Origin of the sequence: Nostoc flagelliforme FACHB-838, assembly GCF_014698065.1 — a bacterium.
Classification (GTDB): domain Bacteria; phylum Cyanobacteriota; class Cyanobacteriia; order Cyanobacteriales; family Nostocaceae; genus Nostoc; species Nostoc flagelliforme_B.
In genome coordinates this window covers 1-16,601 of record NZ_JACJSI010000134.1, presented here as the reverse complement: position 1 = coordinate 16,601, position 16,601 = coordinate 1, and the positions used below count along the sequence as shown (strand labels likewise).

Sequence of the window (16,601 nt, the reverse complement as noted above, 5' to 3'; positions counted from 1 at the left end):
AGCTGCTTTTAAATCTCTGGCGAGACGTTCGATAACTTTTGCACCCCATCCCTGCTGCTGCTGTCTGATGATAATTTCGCGCCCGATTTGCCAATAAAGTAACACTAACTCACTGTTAACGGACAAAGCTGCTCTTACTTGGGCGTTGCGTATACGTTCTTTTAACTCTCGTAAAAAGTCATCATAGCTATCCATTGGTGATAAGTTATCCGCCATACCCCAACCCGTGTAAATTCTCTTTAATTATTGCCTCTCACTAAAGCAATAAATCGTCTTTTCGTTATTTCGCTAAATGACGAATCTTGATTAGCCGTGATTATCCGTCCAGTATTTAAAAATCCGTTGCAATAACTCGACTTGGGTACAACCGTAAGTAGCAGCTGCAATTTTAAAATCCTTTTTAAACTCGGCAGGTACTTTAAAATTCAGGTTGGAAATTTCCCCTGGATCGGGCTTCTCCAAGTTGTCTTTTGTTTCCTTAATGCTAGGGGGTTCACCTTTGCTTGGTTTGCGAGGTGGTGGAGGTGGTTTAGTTGACATAATTAGGACTCTTGCTTGCTCAATAAATCAATAATTCCTTGGGCTACTTGTTCTGCCCGTTGCTTCAAAGTAGGAAACGTGACCTCAGAAACAGCACGACCGTTATCACTTGCCTGACGATAAGCCGTCTTTTCAGGGATTGAGCCAGCCACTGTGACATATCCAGCTTTATGAATATATGATCGGGCATCCTCAATTTCATTCTCCCGATCGCCGACTCGACATAAAACAAAAATAATTTTATCTGTAGAGATTTTGGCATTTACCAATTCATGCGCCAACAATACGGATGGTTTGAGATCATCCAGTGATAAACCAGTGGGTAAGACAAGTAAATCACTTGCACGGGCAATTTCCAGTGTCCCTTGCATAGAATGTGGTGGCCCGTCCATAACCATGAGGTCATAAACCGAGGCGTGTTTCAGAGCTTGAGCAACAGTGCGGAATGGTTCAACAGCAATCTCCGGCTGAATACCATTTACTTCGCGGCGTTGTTTCCAGTCGGTACTTGTACCTTGGGAAATATCCAGGTCAGCTATTTTTACATCCCAGCCAGCAGCAGCATATTCACGAGCAATAAGCCGAGCAAGGGTGCTTTTACCTACCCCCCCTTTTTGAGAAATGACACCCACCAATACGGTCATGAAATTTCGTCCTTTCGCCCTATAGCGAATTAGTTATATCGTGTTTTCGTCCCAATGCAAAGACGATTTCGTTCTTTGTAAGAGATATGTATTTAACGAAATAACGAAATCGCTTTTTCGCTAATTGGCTGTTCAAGCCGAAATGGAGCAAAAAAGCGATCTGCTACTACTTAGGACAAATACTACTATCACGCAGAATTTGTTTGCGGTTGCACCTCCAGAATTTTTACAATCAGCCTTTAGACTATTAGAGGATTCAGTACAGTACAAAAATCTAGAAAAGGTTGACACGAAAGGTCTTCATGAGATTTAGCCAACTTCCATAAAACCCAAATGACTGAAATTAGCTTACTGCCATCGGTTCTTAAGCCGTACTTGAATTAGCACGGTACTCGTCTAAAACTTCATTAAAAACTGTTCAGGCTCAATAATGTAAGGTCTCCAAAAAGGTAAGTGTCCTTCAGGAGCATCAATATTAAAAATTATGTCGTTATCACACTTCCAACTCAGAAAATCAAGTAGAAAAAACGTTCTTTCTTTCCATCCTACATTTTCGCTAAAAGCTTTATAATTTCTGCCTACTAGGTCAAAAAGCTTTCTTTGTTTGTGAAAGCCGAACTTCCCCTCACTATATACATTCCACAGTGTACTGATTATACTAAGTTGCAGTACCTCAATACTGTTCATACGTTCTACATTAATCTGTTCTATAGATTTCTCCTCTATTAATTTAAGATTGTCTCGCTTTGTAATTCCTGCTAACCTAAATAAAATACTTTTAGTTTCTTCGTTTGCTTCTTTCCAATAGTAAGAGGCTAATAGATTCCGCATTTTCTGGTAGTGTTCTTTGAACAAGTCGCTAGATAAATAGTCAATAGTTTCATGTCTATCTCTACTGTTCTTGATAAGAAGTTTAACGATCTCTATATCTTTGTTACTAAAACCTAATAATTTAATTCCCAGCAATTGTTGTCTTTGATTTAATTGAACTTTAATGTCTTTATCTAGAAAGTGCTTTTCTTTCCCTACTATTTGATTAAATTCTTTCTCGTACTTATCTATATTTACTTGATAAAATTGTTTAATAATTAACCGTTCAATAGCTTTAATATCTTTACTTTTGAGTCCTATTTTTTTCTGCTTAGTTCGAAATTTAGCAAGGGATTCTTGAGTTAAAATGTCAGATTTTTCACTTATCAAATCTATAAATTCGTTCTTATATTGATTCAAATTCTCTTCGTATAAATGCCTAGCAATCAATTCCTCAACGAAGTTTATGTCTTCACATTTCAACCCTAATGATATTTGCCTCTGATTTAATCGCTTACGAGATATTTCACTAAAAGGATAACCTTCTACATTTATTATTTGTAAAAGTTCCTTTTCATAATTATTTAGATTCTTTTGATAAAAAGGCTTTATAATCAATTTTTCAGCAAGATTTACATCTGTATATTTCAATCCTAATAGTTCTTGCTCTTGGTTTAGCTTAGTACGAGTCGTTTTACCTAAAGGGTAGCCTTCCTTATTTATTATTTCGGCAAATGTCTCCTTATACTTATTCAAGTTTTTTTGATAAAAAGGTTTAATTTCTGATTCTTCAACTGTCTCAATCTCATCTGTTCTAATTTCTATTTCTAATTTTAATTGTTTTAATTCATCAAGAGAGTTTTGACTGAAAGGATATCCTTCTTTAAATAGGTAAAATTGAATTATAAATCTATAAATTTCTTCTCTTCCATCCTTTTCAATCTTCCTAATTTCATTTGCTGCACTTGCTTCTTCTTTTACTTGATCTCTCTGTAAATCTGAATCTAGTATATTTTTTTTACTAACTAAATAATTGACAAGTTCTAATCTTTTACCCTCGAAATACCTATCTACAGACAAACGCGCAGCTGAACCTTGTGACGCAACACGGAACCTGTTCTGCCTCAAAAACTCAATTTCACGCTCAACTTTAACCAGATCTTGTCTAGCTAAAGTTAGTCGTTGCGCATATCCACGATGTACATCAAATGGTAATCGACCTTGTTTTTCTGCCTCTGAAAGAAATTGTGACTGTTTATTTATATATTGATTTATCTCACTTTCCTTTGTTGTCAAATATAAGATTCTCTGCTCTATTTCTTTATCCCGCTCATTTCGATGCTCAGTTTCTATCTTTCTTAAATTATCTTGATGATTAGACTCTAGTTGCCTTAATTTATCTTGATATTCAGAGTTTAACTGACTTAATCTATCGTCTTTTTTACGTTTAATTTCTTGGATTTTGTTTCGATAGAAAGCTTGTTTCTCTCTAACTCTAGATTTTAGAGACTCACCATCAGAAAGCTGAATGCCAAAATGAATCATGCAAGCTAAGGCACGAAGTGCTTCTTCACCCCAGGAGTAGTAGGTGTGATCGCCAATATGAATACCTCGCCCTTCTCCAAGGCTGACATTAAACTTTGCCAGCTGCTGCACCACCTGCTGGCTGTTAGTTAGAGCAGAACGTAGATCTATTAGGTCTGCTTCAGTCCCCGTCCAAGTACCTGCTTCAATCCGCTCGATTACGCCATTTAGCTCATCTGAAGTAGTAATGCCTTGGGCACTACCAAAATCTATGTTGTACTTGCCTGTCATCTGCTTGCCAGTAATAATTGTTGCACCATTGGCACTCCCACCAACGGCGACTGCACCTTTGCCAGATGCCTCTAAGTGCTGTGAATAGCCATTCAATTGACCTGGCTTTGACTCAATCTTGGGCTGATCCTCTAACTCACTTGGCAAGCCCTTCGGTTGCAATTGACCACCTGCGTAATACGCCAGGATAAAATTGTCCGCCTTATCAATGTCTAAAACGGGATGCTGCTTGTCATCCGTCAGTTTTGGTACAATATTGCTAGCATACATCGCCAAATCTGTTGCCCGAATGTATCCATCTTGTTTAACGGCTCCTGCTCCACACAGCCCTTTAATCAGCGTGTAAGTAAAGGCACTATAGGGTTCACCCGCATAAGACAACTCATTTGGCCGTGAAGAGCCAATCATAATGCGACCACCACCCTTGGTAAACATTCTCTGCGCTTCAGGAGGCAAAGGAGCTTTCGTAACTTGGAAACTAGATAAATCACTCAGCCCACCCGCATGGCAACAATCCAGCACTACTAGGAGCTTCTGTGCAGGAATCTCCCGTAGTAGGTCTGTAAACTCTCCACCGCTAATCGCAGTTTCCGGCAAATCCTCTGTGTTATACCCATGCGGCATCAAGTAGTAAGACTTGAGGGGCTTGATCAATTGATGTCCATGTCCAGAAAAGTAAATCAGTACCGTTGACTCAGCATTCGTCGTATTCGCTAAGGTCTTTAGGGCTGTCATGATATTGGAGCGGGTTGCTTCTTCACCTGTCAGCAACTTAACTTGATTGTTTGGATAAGCGCACCGCTCCGGATCTTTGAGGATTTTTGCCAGACCTTTCGCATCGCCAACAGTGCTGGGTAAATCTCCACCAATGCCGATCACACAGGCATAACCTTGCTCAAACCGATCGCTCATCTCAATTGTCACCTTTCTGTCCGCTCGGATACTCTTTCAACGATTATGTCCTCTACAAAAAGGGTGGTAGGTCTTTTGCTAATAAAACTTCACGGTGGTTCTACAAGGAAGGTTTTCTGGTTAAATTCTGTTAAGAGATAAACTACTCCAGGCAACAATCCGCCCTTCCAGTACGTCCCCCTTGCATCCATGATGAAAGTCCTTAAATATAGCCTATTGAGTCTGACCATATTAACGCTGGGATTTCTCTTCAGTGAGCCAGTCTTGGCACAGGTTAAAGTGCTTGCGACACCGGAGGCTTTAACGGTGACGGGAACGCGTGGAGCAGTTGCCCGTGAAACCCGCACATTAACTCTGCGTTCAACTGCTCCTGTTACGAACTTACGCATCTATGCCTTTGATTTGTACAACACCGATCGCGATCGAGTCTTTCCCAAGCGCCTGATCACCCTTCCTTCCACCATTGCCCAGGTTAATGTCGATAATCTAGAGAACTTTCCTGTGGAATTTAATCTACAGGAAGCTCCAAGCGGTGAGTTTCGGGGCGATGTCTTGATTAGCTACCAGGGCAATGAGCTTTCGGTTCCTGTGATCATCCGGGTTAAAGACCCCTGGTATCTGCCATTTGCCCTACTGGTGTTTGGTGTGATTCTGGGGACAACCGTTTCCAGCTACAGCCGCTGGGGCAGAACCACTGATGAAGTTACCGTGGGTTTAGAGAGTTTGCGGACACAGTTTGAAAGTGATAAAGACATCCCCCCATCATTTGCATCACGCATCTCAACCCACCTAGTCGATGGCAAACTCGCACGGGATACCAAGCAACTGGAAGCAGCTCAACAGTCAATTACGGAAGCCAGAAATCTTTGGAGTAAGTGGTTTCGCCAGCGGGCAGAATGGCTAGAGGCATTGAACGTGGGAACAAGCTTAGAAGAGAAACTGGCAAGCCTAGCCACGCAGGACTTCAAAACTCGCTACATTCAGGCAATTCAGCGTGATTTGAAAGACATCCTGTTGAGAGTGGCGGACTTTGCCAATCCCAGTGAGTTTGGTCAACAAATTAACTGTCTCTCTCGACAACAAGCATTTTGCCTGCGTGTTTATCATCAACTGGTTGATTTTCAGAAGATGCTGGATGACTTCAAGATGAACAAGTTGGAACCACCTGATCAGGAAAAATTGCAAAACTTGAAAGACAACGCTACCAACCTCAAGCAGCAGTTGAGCAACCTTCTGCCTTCCGATCAGCCTGAGCAAGCTGAACTACAGGTAATTGAGACGGAAATCAATCAGGCTGCTGAAGCATTCAAGGCATTGAAAAATAAAGTTGAGGATATCCTGCTAATCGACAATTTGGGAGAATTCAAACGTGGGCAAGACAAGTCGGTACGAGGTGAAACTCCTGCTACTGAGCCAGTCACCGAAGTACCTGTCTCACCTGCTACTAAAGTCCCATCTTTGCCAACTGACGAAAATCCGGTTTTGAAGGTTATTTCAACGCTGATACCTAATCCAAATCGTCGGCTACAACTCTTTTCCTTTGCAGGTTATCTAACTACGATCACGTTCCTGGCAGGAACAGGTTTCAATCAACTGTACTTGGAGCGCTCGACTTTTGGTGCTGATGGGTTAAGGGATTATTTTGCCCTGCTTGCTTGGGGATTCGGTGCCGAAGCAACTCGTAGCACCGTTACAAATGCTCTGCGGAGAACAGATGAATCAAAGCCGTAGAATTTTTCTCAAGTCACGAAAAGGTAAACATAAGGTAATAAGAAGGATTTCGACCCCAAAAACCTCATTTACCACCCTGATTTCTCCGCCAAAAATTTCTGACCAAAACTTACGCACAGTACGCCAAAAGGCGCGGAAAGTTTTTGAGAGTCAAAACCGAAAAAGAAAAAAATAGCCCTCAAAAAAGACTACTAATAAACTACATAAGCACGACAAGAGCCGCCTCACAGTTAACAGCTACAACTGCGGCGGCTATTGTTCAAATATTCTTCGCTCAATCTCCTCCAAAAATCGCATCCAATTCTTGAGACGAAGCCTGACCTTGAACTATTGAAGCAGGTCTGATTGAATCAGCCGCTTCCCCTGAAATCTCAGGCTCGGATAAAACATTACTCTTGTAACTTGGGGCATTGACCGCTACAACTGGTGCAGTCAACGCTGGCTGTGATAGAACAAACTGCGGTTGTTCCACCGACAGTGCAAAACGCATATAACTACCGTGTTTATTCAATGAGTCCTGCGCTTCCCAGCAAGCAAAACGGATCTGCTCTGGCGTAAAATTACCGCTTGAATATCGCGCCACTGGCAAGAAAGCAGCCACCAAGATATCAGCCATCTTACGCTGTGCCTCATCCTTGGGCAACGAGTTCAAGTAATCGACAACCTCCGCTAAAACATCACCCTCATACGGCTGAAGCCGCAAACTCAGAGACTTGCGTTTCTTTTTGCTTTGGTTCATTGACTTGTCTCCATCCCCAACAAATAATCAAACATCCCAAAGCAGTCCACCAGACGCGCTGACGTACTATACCTATACGTTTGCTGCTCATCTAAATTAAAAGTTTCTTGCACCTGAGTTATAAAACCGCTACCCCAAACCATCGGTATCATTGGCAATTTGTCGTCTTTGGGGATGTATTCACCAGTTCTTTCGTAAACACTGCTATACGTATCTATTTTCTTGAGTTGCCATGCACAATTAAAATACTTCTCCAACTCAACTTCTACATGGTAAGCAGCGCCCCCACCGATGATTACCTCGTTCAACGGTCTGGGTAATATTTTGTCCATCCACCGCAATAGATTATCCCAATATTGGGCTGTTGCCACTCTAATTGCATCAGCAATATGAGAAATTTCTTTTTGTCTTAAAGTGGGGTCTTTCGCACTTGCTAGGGCTTGTATTCGGTCAAAAGTTATCCAATCAGGGCGTGCCGAGCAATTACGGTCTTTGCTGTAGACCTTATTAATAATCGTGTAGCGTGCATCAAATAAAGAATTAGCTAAACGCTCTCGGTCTAAACCACTGGTCATATCCAGCACGATATCCAACATATTGGCAAAGCCCAACAGTGGACTATCTCCCAGCTTCAGTTGCCCCCGGTCAAAATAAAGTGCTGTCGTGTTCCTGTGACCGAACATCAATACAGCTAGTTGTTGATTGCGTAACCAGTCTACCCCCTGCTGTTTGATTCGCAGTGCTGCTAATCCCCCACCTTCAGGACGGCACAAGAAACGCTCTAAGTTCACCTTTAAATATTGTTTGCGTACCGTAAAATTAGCCAGCATCACCCGTAACTGTTCTTCAAAGCGACGGCGATCGCTGTACTCATTCCACGGCAGAAGTAACGCCAACTCTAAATTAATTTGTTTTTTCGCCGTCACCTTAACTAAGCTTAGTTCAACAATTAAGCCAACAGCACTCAATACTTTCCACAAGGCATTCTCATATTTGAGTTCCTTAATGCGGTCAAGCGGATCAAAGTTAGCCGCGAACTCACCCAACACCACCACTCTGTTATTCCACTCAACCCACAGTTGTTGGTCTGGTGAGGGGCTACCAATCCAGCCCAAGCGTTCCATGAAAAAATTGAGTTTATCCTTAGTAATCTCTTCTATCGCTGGTGGCAGCAGAACATAATTTGGTTTAGTCTGGTCATCCACTTGATAAATTATCTTAGTTTGCGACCCACCAACGTCCACGCTGAGGTAAATGTCAGTCATGCAAATAGCTGGTTAAAACGATGATTTAATTTTGGTGCAGATTTAGAGCAGATTGGCACTATATAGTGCAGATATTGCACTAATTTAGCACAATCTGGCACTCGTGATTCACCTCGGTTCATAACCCTAAATGCTGATTTCGACTTACCAAATTGTGCCAAGTTGCGCTGTTACTGTGCTGAGTAGCTCCATGTTTGTGCCAAGAGGTCGCTTTGCAGTGGGAGTGGATGCTGTTGCCGCAGAATTTCGCTTCGGTGTACCATGTTGGTGGTGTACTTACTACACTTTCGTGCCCTGCGGGTGGGCTGCGCCCATTCTTCGCTCTGCTCAGAACACAAAAGTTGCGTTCGCCCCTGCGGGGAGTTTGCACCCATGATGGCACAACTGCAAAATCCGAGAAAAAACAATGGTGGCTTTAGCGATTCTGCGCGTTGAAAAACTCAAGTCTTTCGGCAACATTGGCGGCAGCGAGAAGCATACCGCACGTTTACAAGATACCCCAAATGCCGACACCACTAAAAAAAATATCCGGCTGATTGGCATGGAGGATGATTCACCGCTTGAAGTTTTGGTGAAAAACAAGATAGCCAAGACAACTTTACACAAACCGCGCAAGGATGCCGTGCTGTGTAGCGATATTTTTCTCTCGGCATCCCCAGAATATTTTCGCCCTGATGATCCATCTTTAGCGGGTGAATGGGATAATCCCCGAATGTTGGACTTTGTTAAGGCTTCCCGCAGTTGGTTAGTCAACAACTATGGTGATAAGTGCGTCAGGGCAGAGTTGCATTTGGATGAAGCGACTCCCCACATTCATGCCTATGTCGTACCCATCAACGAGAAAACTAAGCAGTTAAGCCACAAAGAAATGTTTGGGGGTAATGGTCGCGCTGCCAGCATTAAGTTATCAAAACTCCAAGACAGTTATGCTGCTGCACTTGCTCCTTTGGGCATTGAACGAGGGGTTAAGGGCAGTAAGGCAACCCATACCAAAGTAAAGGAATATTACCAAGCGGTTAACAGTGAACCACTCACTGCCGTCTGGTCGAATAAGAAACTAGCTCCCCAACCGCTTGAATCCGCTACAAATTACGTTGCCCGGATTCAGAATGATCACCAATTCCACGCCATCAACCACCAACTGGCTGACCGCGCTTTCATGCAAGAGCGACTAGAGAGTGCGGAGCAACGGGCTAGGGCCAGCGAGAAGGAACGACAACGGCTAGAAGAAATTGTACGATCGCTGGAATTGAAAACCCAACAACTGCGCGACTTGGACTTAGAGGATGTCGCCTGGGAGTTGGGGCTACACCACGAGGAAGGAAAATGGAAGGGTCACGGACACATCATTAATATAGATGGGCCCAAATTCTACGACTTTGCCCCCGATCAACAAAAGGGATCAGGTGGTGCAATTGACTTGGTAATGCACGTTAATCAGTGCAATTTCCGGCAAGCGGTTGTCTGGTTAGATGAGCGATTCGAGTCAGCTGGCGTAGAACGTGCAGCGATCGCTCACGTTAAGAACAGGGCGGCTGACATTATCCAGACTGAACCACGTCCCCAATTCGCCCCACCTGTTGAGGATAAAGCTAACTGGTCTGCCATTGAACATTACCTCACTCAAAAACGTGGCATCCCCTCTGACTGTATTCAAATGCTTCATAACCAGGGGCTAGTTTACGCTGATCAGCAACAAAATGCTGTTTTTGTCATGCGAAATCTTGATGGTCAACGTAACGGTGCATTCCTACGAGGAACAAGGGGGGAGAACAACAGCTTTAAGGGATACTCTAAAGGCACTAAGCGCAGTGATAGTTGGTTTTACTTCCACTTGGGGGGTAAGGCTAATGATAAAACCTCAACAGCGATTCTATGTAAGTCTCCCATTGATGCTATTTCAAGAGCCATGCTGGAATATCTTATCAGGGGCGATGTTCCACCCGAACGAACAGTCTATATGGCTATTGATGACTTCAAAAGTTTACCGCTTGAGCGATTGCGAGACATCAATAATATAGTGGTGGCGTTTGGTAACGATAAAAGCTCTGATGCGGCAGCACAGCGTGTATTAGAACTAATACCACAGTCCCAAATCAAAAAATCTCAGGCACATGATTGGAATCAGCAGCTACTTGATTATGGGCGACAGTTAAGGCAACAGCATCAGCAACAGCAGGAGCAGGATGATGAATTGAGTCTTTAATAGTCAGCGTCGAAAAGAGTGAACTGTACATTGGTTTTTGTAGCATAAACGTAGCTTTTTAGTAGTTACTTTGCTTCAAGTGATTTGAAATTCATTGAAATCATCACTTTTTTTTCAAAAAAACTTTCTGCCAAACGTGGCGTGCTGTGCGTCAGAAAATAATATTAATTTTTGGCTGGAGCATAATATCACTGTGATATTTAAAAATGCAGAAATTCTGGCATTTTCCATTGATTTGCCATTGCTGTGCCATACCCATGCCATTGGCGTGCCATAATTGTGCCAGTTTTAACCCTAATTCTCAATAGTGATGATTAGTTGAGAATTGAGGTTTCACTCCTTCCATTCATTTGCCATTAAGATGCCATTGGCGTGCCATAAATCAGCCATAATGGGAGCCAATTTTTGATAATACATAAAGAAGCCAAAATTAAGCCATTGAGGTAAGTTTTTAGTTCGTATACGAAGTTTTTTTTCGACGAACTCTCTACTAGAAGGAGTCAGCACCCACTCGTTTAGGCGAACTGCCAGAGCGCAGATGTCAAGCGCCGGGATACCTCCCTTGAACTATTCAAGAAATCTCTGGTCATAGTGACCTGGGGACTTTGCAGCGTTATAAGCGAGGTTACGCCAGAGCAGAAGCGAAAAGCTGTTTCGGTGATTAGGTTTTAGATTACATACCACAAAAAATACTCAAAAATTCTAGAAAAAAAACTGGTTCTAAATTCTGGAATTGGAATTTGATGCTCTGTATTTACCCCATGAACAAAATCAATTCCATAACTGACTTGTATGAAATCTCTCACCCCAGAAATAATTCGGGATATAACTCCCATGTTTATGGCAACTGTGAGAGCGGTCATTGGTGTTGCTGTTTTAGTCTCGCCAAATATCACTGATGCCAAGTGATCTGCTGGACTTGGACTTGCAGGAACGTAAAAATTATTGGGCGGTAGCATTCGCTAGTTGAGAAAAATTTTATGAATAAGCTAGTTTCAAGTAAGGATTACGAACTTAGTCAATCTATTGAAAAAAGGTTATTAACGTTTGAATTACCTGGCAATTCAATTTTGAGCAGTGATGTGCAAGAGGAGATGTCTAAGTCAATTGCGCTCTTGAGGAGAGTTGACAGGTGTTTAATTGTTGCAAATAGCGAAAACAATCAAACAAGAAAGCAACAATTAGAAGTGATTGCGTCTACTTTGAATTGGTCAATTAGTTTGCTTCAGCAAAGTCCACAAAAACTAGTTTTAGCTAAGAAAATCAGACGAGATGCCGAATTTACTGTTCGGGAATTTACTAATCCAATTATTGGGCGCTTAATTAATGGCTTTAAGTATGTTTTGTACGAGTCAAACACCTCTGTAAAAGTCTTATTCGGTCTGGGTCTAGCGATTCCTATTTATCTAATGCTTCCTTACCTGCCATATAAGAAGATTATCGTTCAACCTTTGATTGCGCCTATCATATCTGAAAATCAACATCCTGGTTTGAGCCAGAATGTATCAACATCCACATCTAAGGGGCTAGAAAGACCTGCAATTACTCAATATGACGTTGATAGAACAATTGCCTTGCTGGTTCTAGTTGGAATTGCTGGCTCTCTTGGCAGTATTGTGAGTATTTTGACAAGAATCAAAGAATATGAAAATGAAAAATATACTGACACTATTCTTCCAATTCTTATCGGTGCTTTTAAACCTTTAATTGGTGGAGCGTTTGGTATATTTTTGTTTACACTGCTTAGTTCAGGTTTTTTACCACTACAAATCAAAAATGATAACAGCAGACCAATGGATGAATGGTATGCCCTGTTTGCACTTGCTTTCGTAGCTGGTTTTAGCGAGAGATTAGTCAAAGATATTATCAGTCAGACCGAGAAAAAAGTGATAGCTACCTCAACAACCACTTCAACTTTCAACCAGGTTGAGGAACAAAAAGTTTCGAGCCAAGCGGCAACGAATTCATCTACCTTCAATCAGGTTGAGGAACAAAAAGATTCGAGCCAAGCGGCAATGAGTTCCGGCGGCAACGTTCAGATCACCGACTAAAAGCACGCTGTTGCTGTTGGTATTTTTGTTGCTTTATTTACAGATCAGTGCCAAAAGAAATAGCTAAATTACCTATTAAATAGGCATTCAAAGGCTGATGAATACCTAATTGTTGGGGCATTTTATGACGGGTTCGTGCCTTAGCGCAAAGTATGTCGCTTAACTACTATTTTCCGACTTTTTATGCCTTAGAAAGCCCAGCTTACAAGAGTAAAAGGAGTCTTTTTTTTGTAGCTGTTCAAGAAATTTCTCTACGTAGAGGTAGATTCTCGCCGGACTCCAAAAGTGTAATGCAGTCTGAAAGTTTTCTATAAACAGTTTGTCATCTCAAGTCAGTTCAGACTGTTTCAAGTTTTTAAATAGTCTGTATTTTTTAATTACTTCTTGTAGTAAATAAACTTTATCTGCTTTCGGCATTTCATTGTCGATCTGCTAGTACTGCGAAACTTCCTTGCGGGATAATGGCTATACAATACAAAATAAATTACGTTTCTACAGCGTTGTCGCTATCTTTGCTCATCTGTATTTTTACTAATACACTCTAAGTATGTTATACAAGATTGTTCGGAAAATACTGAAAGTATTTGCTTATTTACTCTGTAAGCTTTTAGGACAGCCTAGTGTTAGTGATTTAGAAACTCAACTGCATGATAAATACGTTCAAATTCAGCAGCTAGAAGAGCAAGAAAGGGCGCTTTACAGAGTGATTAGCAAAATCCGAGCTTCTCTTGAGTTAGAAAAAATCTTTCGTACAGCTACTAAGGAAACTTGCAAGTTACTCCGCATCGAACGGATTGCCGTCTATCGTTTCGATGAAAACTGGGGTGGAGAATTTGTCAGCGAATTTGAGTTTGCAGAGCCGGGATGGGATGATGTAGACACATTAGGAAAAAATACAGTTTGGAATGACTCTTATCTACAAGAGCATCAAGGTGGACGATATCGTAATAATGAAACTTTGGTTGTTTCAGATGTCTACGCAATCGGCTTGTCTCAATGCCATTTAGAAATTTTAGAACAGTTCCATATTCGAGCTTATGCAACTGCACCAATTTTTGTTGGAAAAAAACTGTGGGGAGTACTTGCTGCTTATCAGCACTCACAGCCACATGAATGGAAAAAATTAGAAATTCGGTTTCTGTCTCAGATTGCAACACAGTTAGGGTTTGCAGTTAAACAAGCAGAATTTTTAGCTCAAGCAGAACAAAAAGCAGCAGAACTGCATAAAGCGAATGAGCAGCAAGATATTCTGTTTAATTTAGTTGCTGAAATTCGTGAATCTCTTAATTTAGACACCTTGTTTAAGACAACTGCACGAGAAATTCGTAAAGCTCTCCGTACTGATCGCGTCAGTATCTTTCGATTTTACCCGGAATCTAACTATACCTCTGGGGAATTTGTCTCCGAGAATGTATTGCCTGACTACGATTCGACGATCGCCATCAAGGTGAAGGATGATTGTTTTAGTGAAAAATATGCAGTTGCTTATCACCAAGGGCGTATACAGGTATTATCAGATGTTTATCAAGCTGGGCTAAAGGATTGCCACCTTCAACTGCTAGAGCAATTTCAAATCAAGGCGCAAATTGTTGTACCTTTAATGAAAGGAAAAACTTTATGGGGATTGTTATGTGTTCATCAGTGTCGTTGTTCACGCGAATGGAAAACGCCTGAAATTCAATTTATCCGACAGTTAGCAGCTCAGTTTAATGTGGCTTTAGAACATTCCGAATTATTAGAGCAATCCCGCTCTCAAGCTCATCAACTTGCTCAAGCGAACCATGCTTTAGAACTCGCAAATTCTCAGCTAGAAAAACTTAGTAAGTTAGATGGTCTAACCCAAATCGCAAACCGTCATTGTTTTGATGAATTTTTAGAGCAGGAATGGGTTCGACTAAGACGAACTGAGAATTATTTATCTTTAGTTCTATTTGATATTGACTATTTCAAGGGTTATAACGATTTTTATGGACACCTAGTTGGAGATGAATGCTTAATACAAGTTGCTCGTGCAGCACAAGCTGTATTAAAGCGTCCTACTGATCTACTAGCTCGTTATGGTGGTGAAGAATTTATTGTCATTTTGCCAAATACGAACGAATTAGGTGCTATCAAAGTAACTAAGTTAATTCAAAAGTCTATTCAACAGTTAAAGATTCCCCATAGAAATCAGAATAACTTTCAGTCTTTTTTGACCGTCAGTTTAGGTGTTGCGATTCAAAAACCAACAGCTAAAAGTTCACCTCAAGACTTGATTAATGCAGCTGATAAAGCTTTGTATAAAGCTAAAGAACAAGGACGCAATAGGTGGGTTTGTGCTGCGAAGCTCTAAATCCAGTGAGGAGGAATAAATGAATGCCTAAGCCAGGAAGTCCTGTATTTCCCTGGTGTTGTAGTAATCCTGATTTCCCAGATAGTACCCACAGGCATGGCGCATCATGTGACAGTGAACTTTGATATCAAGCCCAGCCTGTGCCGCCAATCGCCCAATCCTGGCTGAAGCACAATTATAGTTGCATTTAATCCTGGTTTGAAAATACCTTGATTGCAGGTTTAACCCATTAGTATTGCAGGTCGCTACAGCTATTAAATCCTTTAATCCTGCTCTATGCTCCAAGGAATTTGCAGTGTAAAGGTGATCCACTTCTGCTCGTTAGATACAATAATGGTGCTTTGAAGTTGTTCCACTCGCTTACGAAGCAATGCCAGCCCCAATCCTGTTCCTCTATGCTTCCAAGGGTTATGACTGGGAATGCGGTGGAATTTATCGAAGATATGAGCAAGTTCATCTGTAGAAATTTCTACACCAGAATTGCTCACGCTTAATCGCAAAGCTGACGGTGTGGCACGTAGCAATACTGCAATAGTTTCGTTGGCAGGAGTATATTTGTAGGCATTATTGAATAGCTCCACTAGAATACCTTCTAATTGGAAGAAATCAGTAGTTAAGACAGGTATTTCAGTCGGAATATCTATGTGCAACTGTTGCTGCTGAGTACAAAATCGTTCTTCAAAAGGTTCAATAATCTGAAGAATCCATGAACTAAGATTCTTGCTGGTTAGCACTAATGGTTCGGTCTTGGTATCAAGACGAGTTAAATCCAGCAGGTCATTAATCAGATTCATTTCTCGCTGGCATTCATCTCGTAAAATTCGCAGATAACGAGTGGCACTACTGTGTTTAGCTTCAAGTGTCTGTGATTGTTTCAAAATACCTTCTAACATCTCAATTGCCATTCTGATGTTAGTCATGGGTGCGCGTAACTCATGTGAAACTGTACTTACGAAATCATCTTTAAGATGATTCAATCGTTCAAGTTCCTCAATTCGCTGTTGAGATGCCTGACATAAACGAGCTTGACGAATAGCAAAAGCACATTGATTCGCAACCTGCTGCACCAGCCGGATCTCTAGCTCATTAAAGGCATCCGTTTTCTGTTTGAATAGCCAAAGGTCTCCTAAAATGGCTTGATTGTCAATAATCGGGCAAGCCAAAATTGCCAACGGCTTGCGAACCGCGCTGACATCTATTTCACAAAATTGGAAATGCTCACCTTGCAGAAGCTGACGGTACACTTCAGGGAAAGCGTTCATGAAAACTACCTGACCAACAGATGGAAGTGACGAGGCAATAATTTCATGTTCAGAGATTGTGTACTGATAACGGACAGTGGAAGTGGCAGATCCCAGGTTATAGGAAGCTGTATGGCAGCAGATTGTACCTAGCACGAGGGTTAATTCTTGCACAACCACTTGCAATATCTGATTTTCGTTTAGAGGATGTTTGAAAAGTCGGAAAAGGTGTAAAAAAGCTCTCTCAGTATAAGCTGTGAATAGATAATAAACAGTACCGAGAGAGTGACATGAGTAAAGCATATCCCAGCAACC

The 16,601-nt window shown here is 41.6% G+C and carries 12 protein-coding genes and 1 pseudogene; 5 read left to right on the top strand and 8 right to left on the bottom strand.

Annotation, left to right across the window (positions count from 1 at the left end):
- From H6G97_RS32760 to H6G97_RS32745, 4 genes are all read right to left on the bottom strand, one after another.
- Window positions 1–216, bottom strand: a 216-nt coding sequence (locus H6G97_RS32760) for a DUF1016 N-terminal domain-containing protein (protein ID WP_242055537.1), incomplete at its 3' end; no start/stop codon positions are given.
- A 90-nt stretch (window positions 217–306) separates the two neighbouring features.
- A complete protein-coding gene (locus H6G97_RS32755) occupies window positions 307–540 on the bottom strand; it encodes a hypothetical protein (RefSeq protein WP_104910315.1) in 234 nt (77 codons plus the stop codon).
- Between the two features lie 2 nt (window positions 541–542).
- Window positions 543–1,184: a ParA family protein gene (locus H6G97_RS32750; RefSeq protein WP_190944628.1), complete on the bottom strand. Its 642-nt coding sequence runs from the start codon at window positions 1,182–1,184 to the stop codon at window positions 543–545.
- 396 nt (window positions 1,185–1,580) lie between these two features.
- Complete coding sequence (locus H6G97_RS32745; RefSeq protein WP_190944627.1) at window positions 1,581–4,721, bottom strand: GUN4 domain-containing protein; 3,141 nt, start codon at window positions 4,719–4,721, stop codon at window positions 1,581–1,583.
- Between the two features lie 264 nt (window positions 4,722–4,985).
- On the opposite strand from H6G97_RS32745, the gene H6G97_RS32740 reads away from it, so the two are divergent.
- Window positions 4,986–6,452, top strand: a complete 1,467-nt coding sequence (locus H6G97_RS32740) for a hypothetical protein (RefSeq protein WP_190944626.1) — start codon at window positions 4,986–4,988, stop codon at window positions 6,450–6,452.
- A gap of 274 nt (window positions 6,453–6,726) precedes the next feature.
- Here H6G97_RS32740 and H6G97_RS32735 read toward each other — a convergent pair whose 3' ends face one another.
- The 3 genes from H6G97_RS32735 to H6G97_RS32725 form a co-directional block, all read right to left on the bottom strand.
- A complete protein-coding gene (locus H6G97_RS32735) occupies window positions 6,727–7,191 on the bottom strand; it encodes a hypothetical protein (protein ID WP_190944625.1) in 465 nt (154 codons plus the stop codon).
- Entirely contained in the window at window positions 7,188–8,456 is a 1,269-nt protein-coding gene (locus H6G97_RS32730; protein WP_190944624.1) for a ParM/StbA family protein, read from the bottom strand. Before H6G97_RS32730 ends, H6G97_RS32735 begins: the two co-directional genes overlap by 4 nt.
- A gap of 170 nt (window positions 8,457–8,626) precedes the next feature.
- On the bottom strand, window positions 8,627–8,830 hold the full coding sequence (locus H6G97_RS32725) for a hypothetical protein (protein WP_190944623.1): 204 nt from the start codon (window positions 8,828–8,830) through the stop codon (window positions 8,627–8,629).
- A 32-nt stretch (window positions 8,831–8,862) separates the two neighbouring features.
- On the opposite strand from H6G97_RS32725, the gene mobV reads away from it, so the two are divergent.
- From mobV to H6G97_RS32710, 4 genes and pseudogenes are all read left to right on the top strand, one after another.
- Window positions 8,863–10,662, top strand: coding sequence for a MobV family relaxase (mobV, locus tag H6G97_RS32720; RefSeq protein WP_190944622.1), 1,800 nt, complete (start codon window positions 8,863–8,865; stop codon window positions 10,660–10,662).
- A 490-nt stretch (window positions 10,663–11,152) separates the two neighbouring features.
- Window positions 11,153–11,334, top strand: a pseudogene (locus H6G97_RS53180) (tyrosine-type recombinase/integrase); the annotation flags it as partial.
- A 308-nt stretch (window positions 11,335–11,642) separates the two neighbouring features.
- Window positions 11,643–12,713, top strand: a complete 1,071-nt coding sequence (locus H6G97_RS32715; RefSeq protein ID WP_190944621.1) for a hypothetical protein — start codon at window positions 11,643–11,645, stop codon at window positions 12,711–12,713.
- Window positions 12,714–13,260: 547 nt separating this feature from the next.
- Complete coding sequence (locus H6G97_RS32710) at window positions 13,261–15,045, top strand: diguanylate cyclase domain-containing protein (protein ID WP_190944620.1); 1,785 nt, start codon at window positions 13,261–13,263, stop codon at window positions 15,043–15,045.
- A gap of 263 nt (window positions 15,046–15,308) precedes the next feature.
- On the opposite strand, the gene H6G97_RS32705 is transcribed toward H6G97_RS32710, so the two are convergent.
- Window positions 15,309–16,601: GAF domain-containing sensor histidine kinase (locus tag H6G97_RS32705; RefSeq protein WP_206759137.1), on the bottom strand; the 1,293-nt coding region annotated here is incomplete at its 5' end.

Excerpts from the sequence above, each read along its gene's own strand:
- H6G97_RS32715 (WP_190944621.1), top strand. The coding sequence starts at position 11,643 with ATGAATAAGCTAGTTTCAAGTAAGGATTACGAACTTAGTCAATCTATT.
- H6G97_RS32710 (WP_190944620.1), top strand. The coding sequence starts at position 13,261 with ATGTTATACAAGATTGTTCGGAAAATACTGAAAGTATTTGCTTATTTA.
- H6G97_RS32750 (WP_190944628.1), bottom strand. The coding sequence starts at position 1,184 with ATGACCGTATTGGTGGGTGTCATTTCTCAAAAAGGGGGGGTAGGTAAA.
- H6G97_RS32755 (WP_104910315.1), bottom strand. The coding sequence starts at position 540 with ATGTCAACTAAACCACCTCCACCACCTCGCAAACCAAGCAAAGGTGAA.
- H6G97_RS32725 (WP_190944623.1), bottom strand. The coding sequence starts at position 8,830 with ATGGGTGCAAACTCCCCGCAGGGGCGAACGCAACTTTTGTGTTCTGAG.
- H6G97_RS32730 (WP_190944624.1), bottom strand. The coding sequence starts at position 8,456 with ATGACTGACATTTACCTCAGCGTGGACGTTGGTGGGTCGCAAACTAAG.
- H6G97_RS32735 (WP_190944625.1), bottom strand. The coding sequence starts at position 7,191 with ATGAACCAAAGCAAAAAGAAACGCAAGTCTCTGAGTTTGCGGCTTCAG.
- H6G97_RS32745 (WP_190944627.1), bottom strand. The coding sequence starts at position 4,721 with ATGAGCGATCGGTTTGAGCAAGGTTATGCCTGTGTGATCGGCATTGGT.
- mobV (WP_190944622.1), top strand. The coding sequence starts at position 8,863 with ATGGTGGCTTTAGCGATTCTGCGCGTTGAAAAACTCAAGTCTTTCGGC.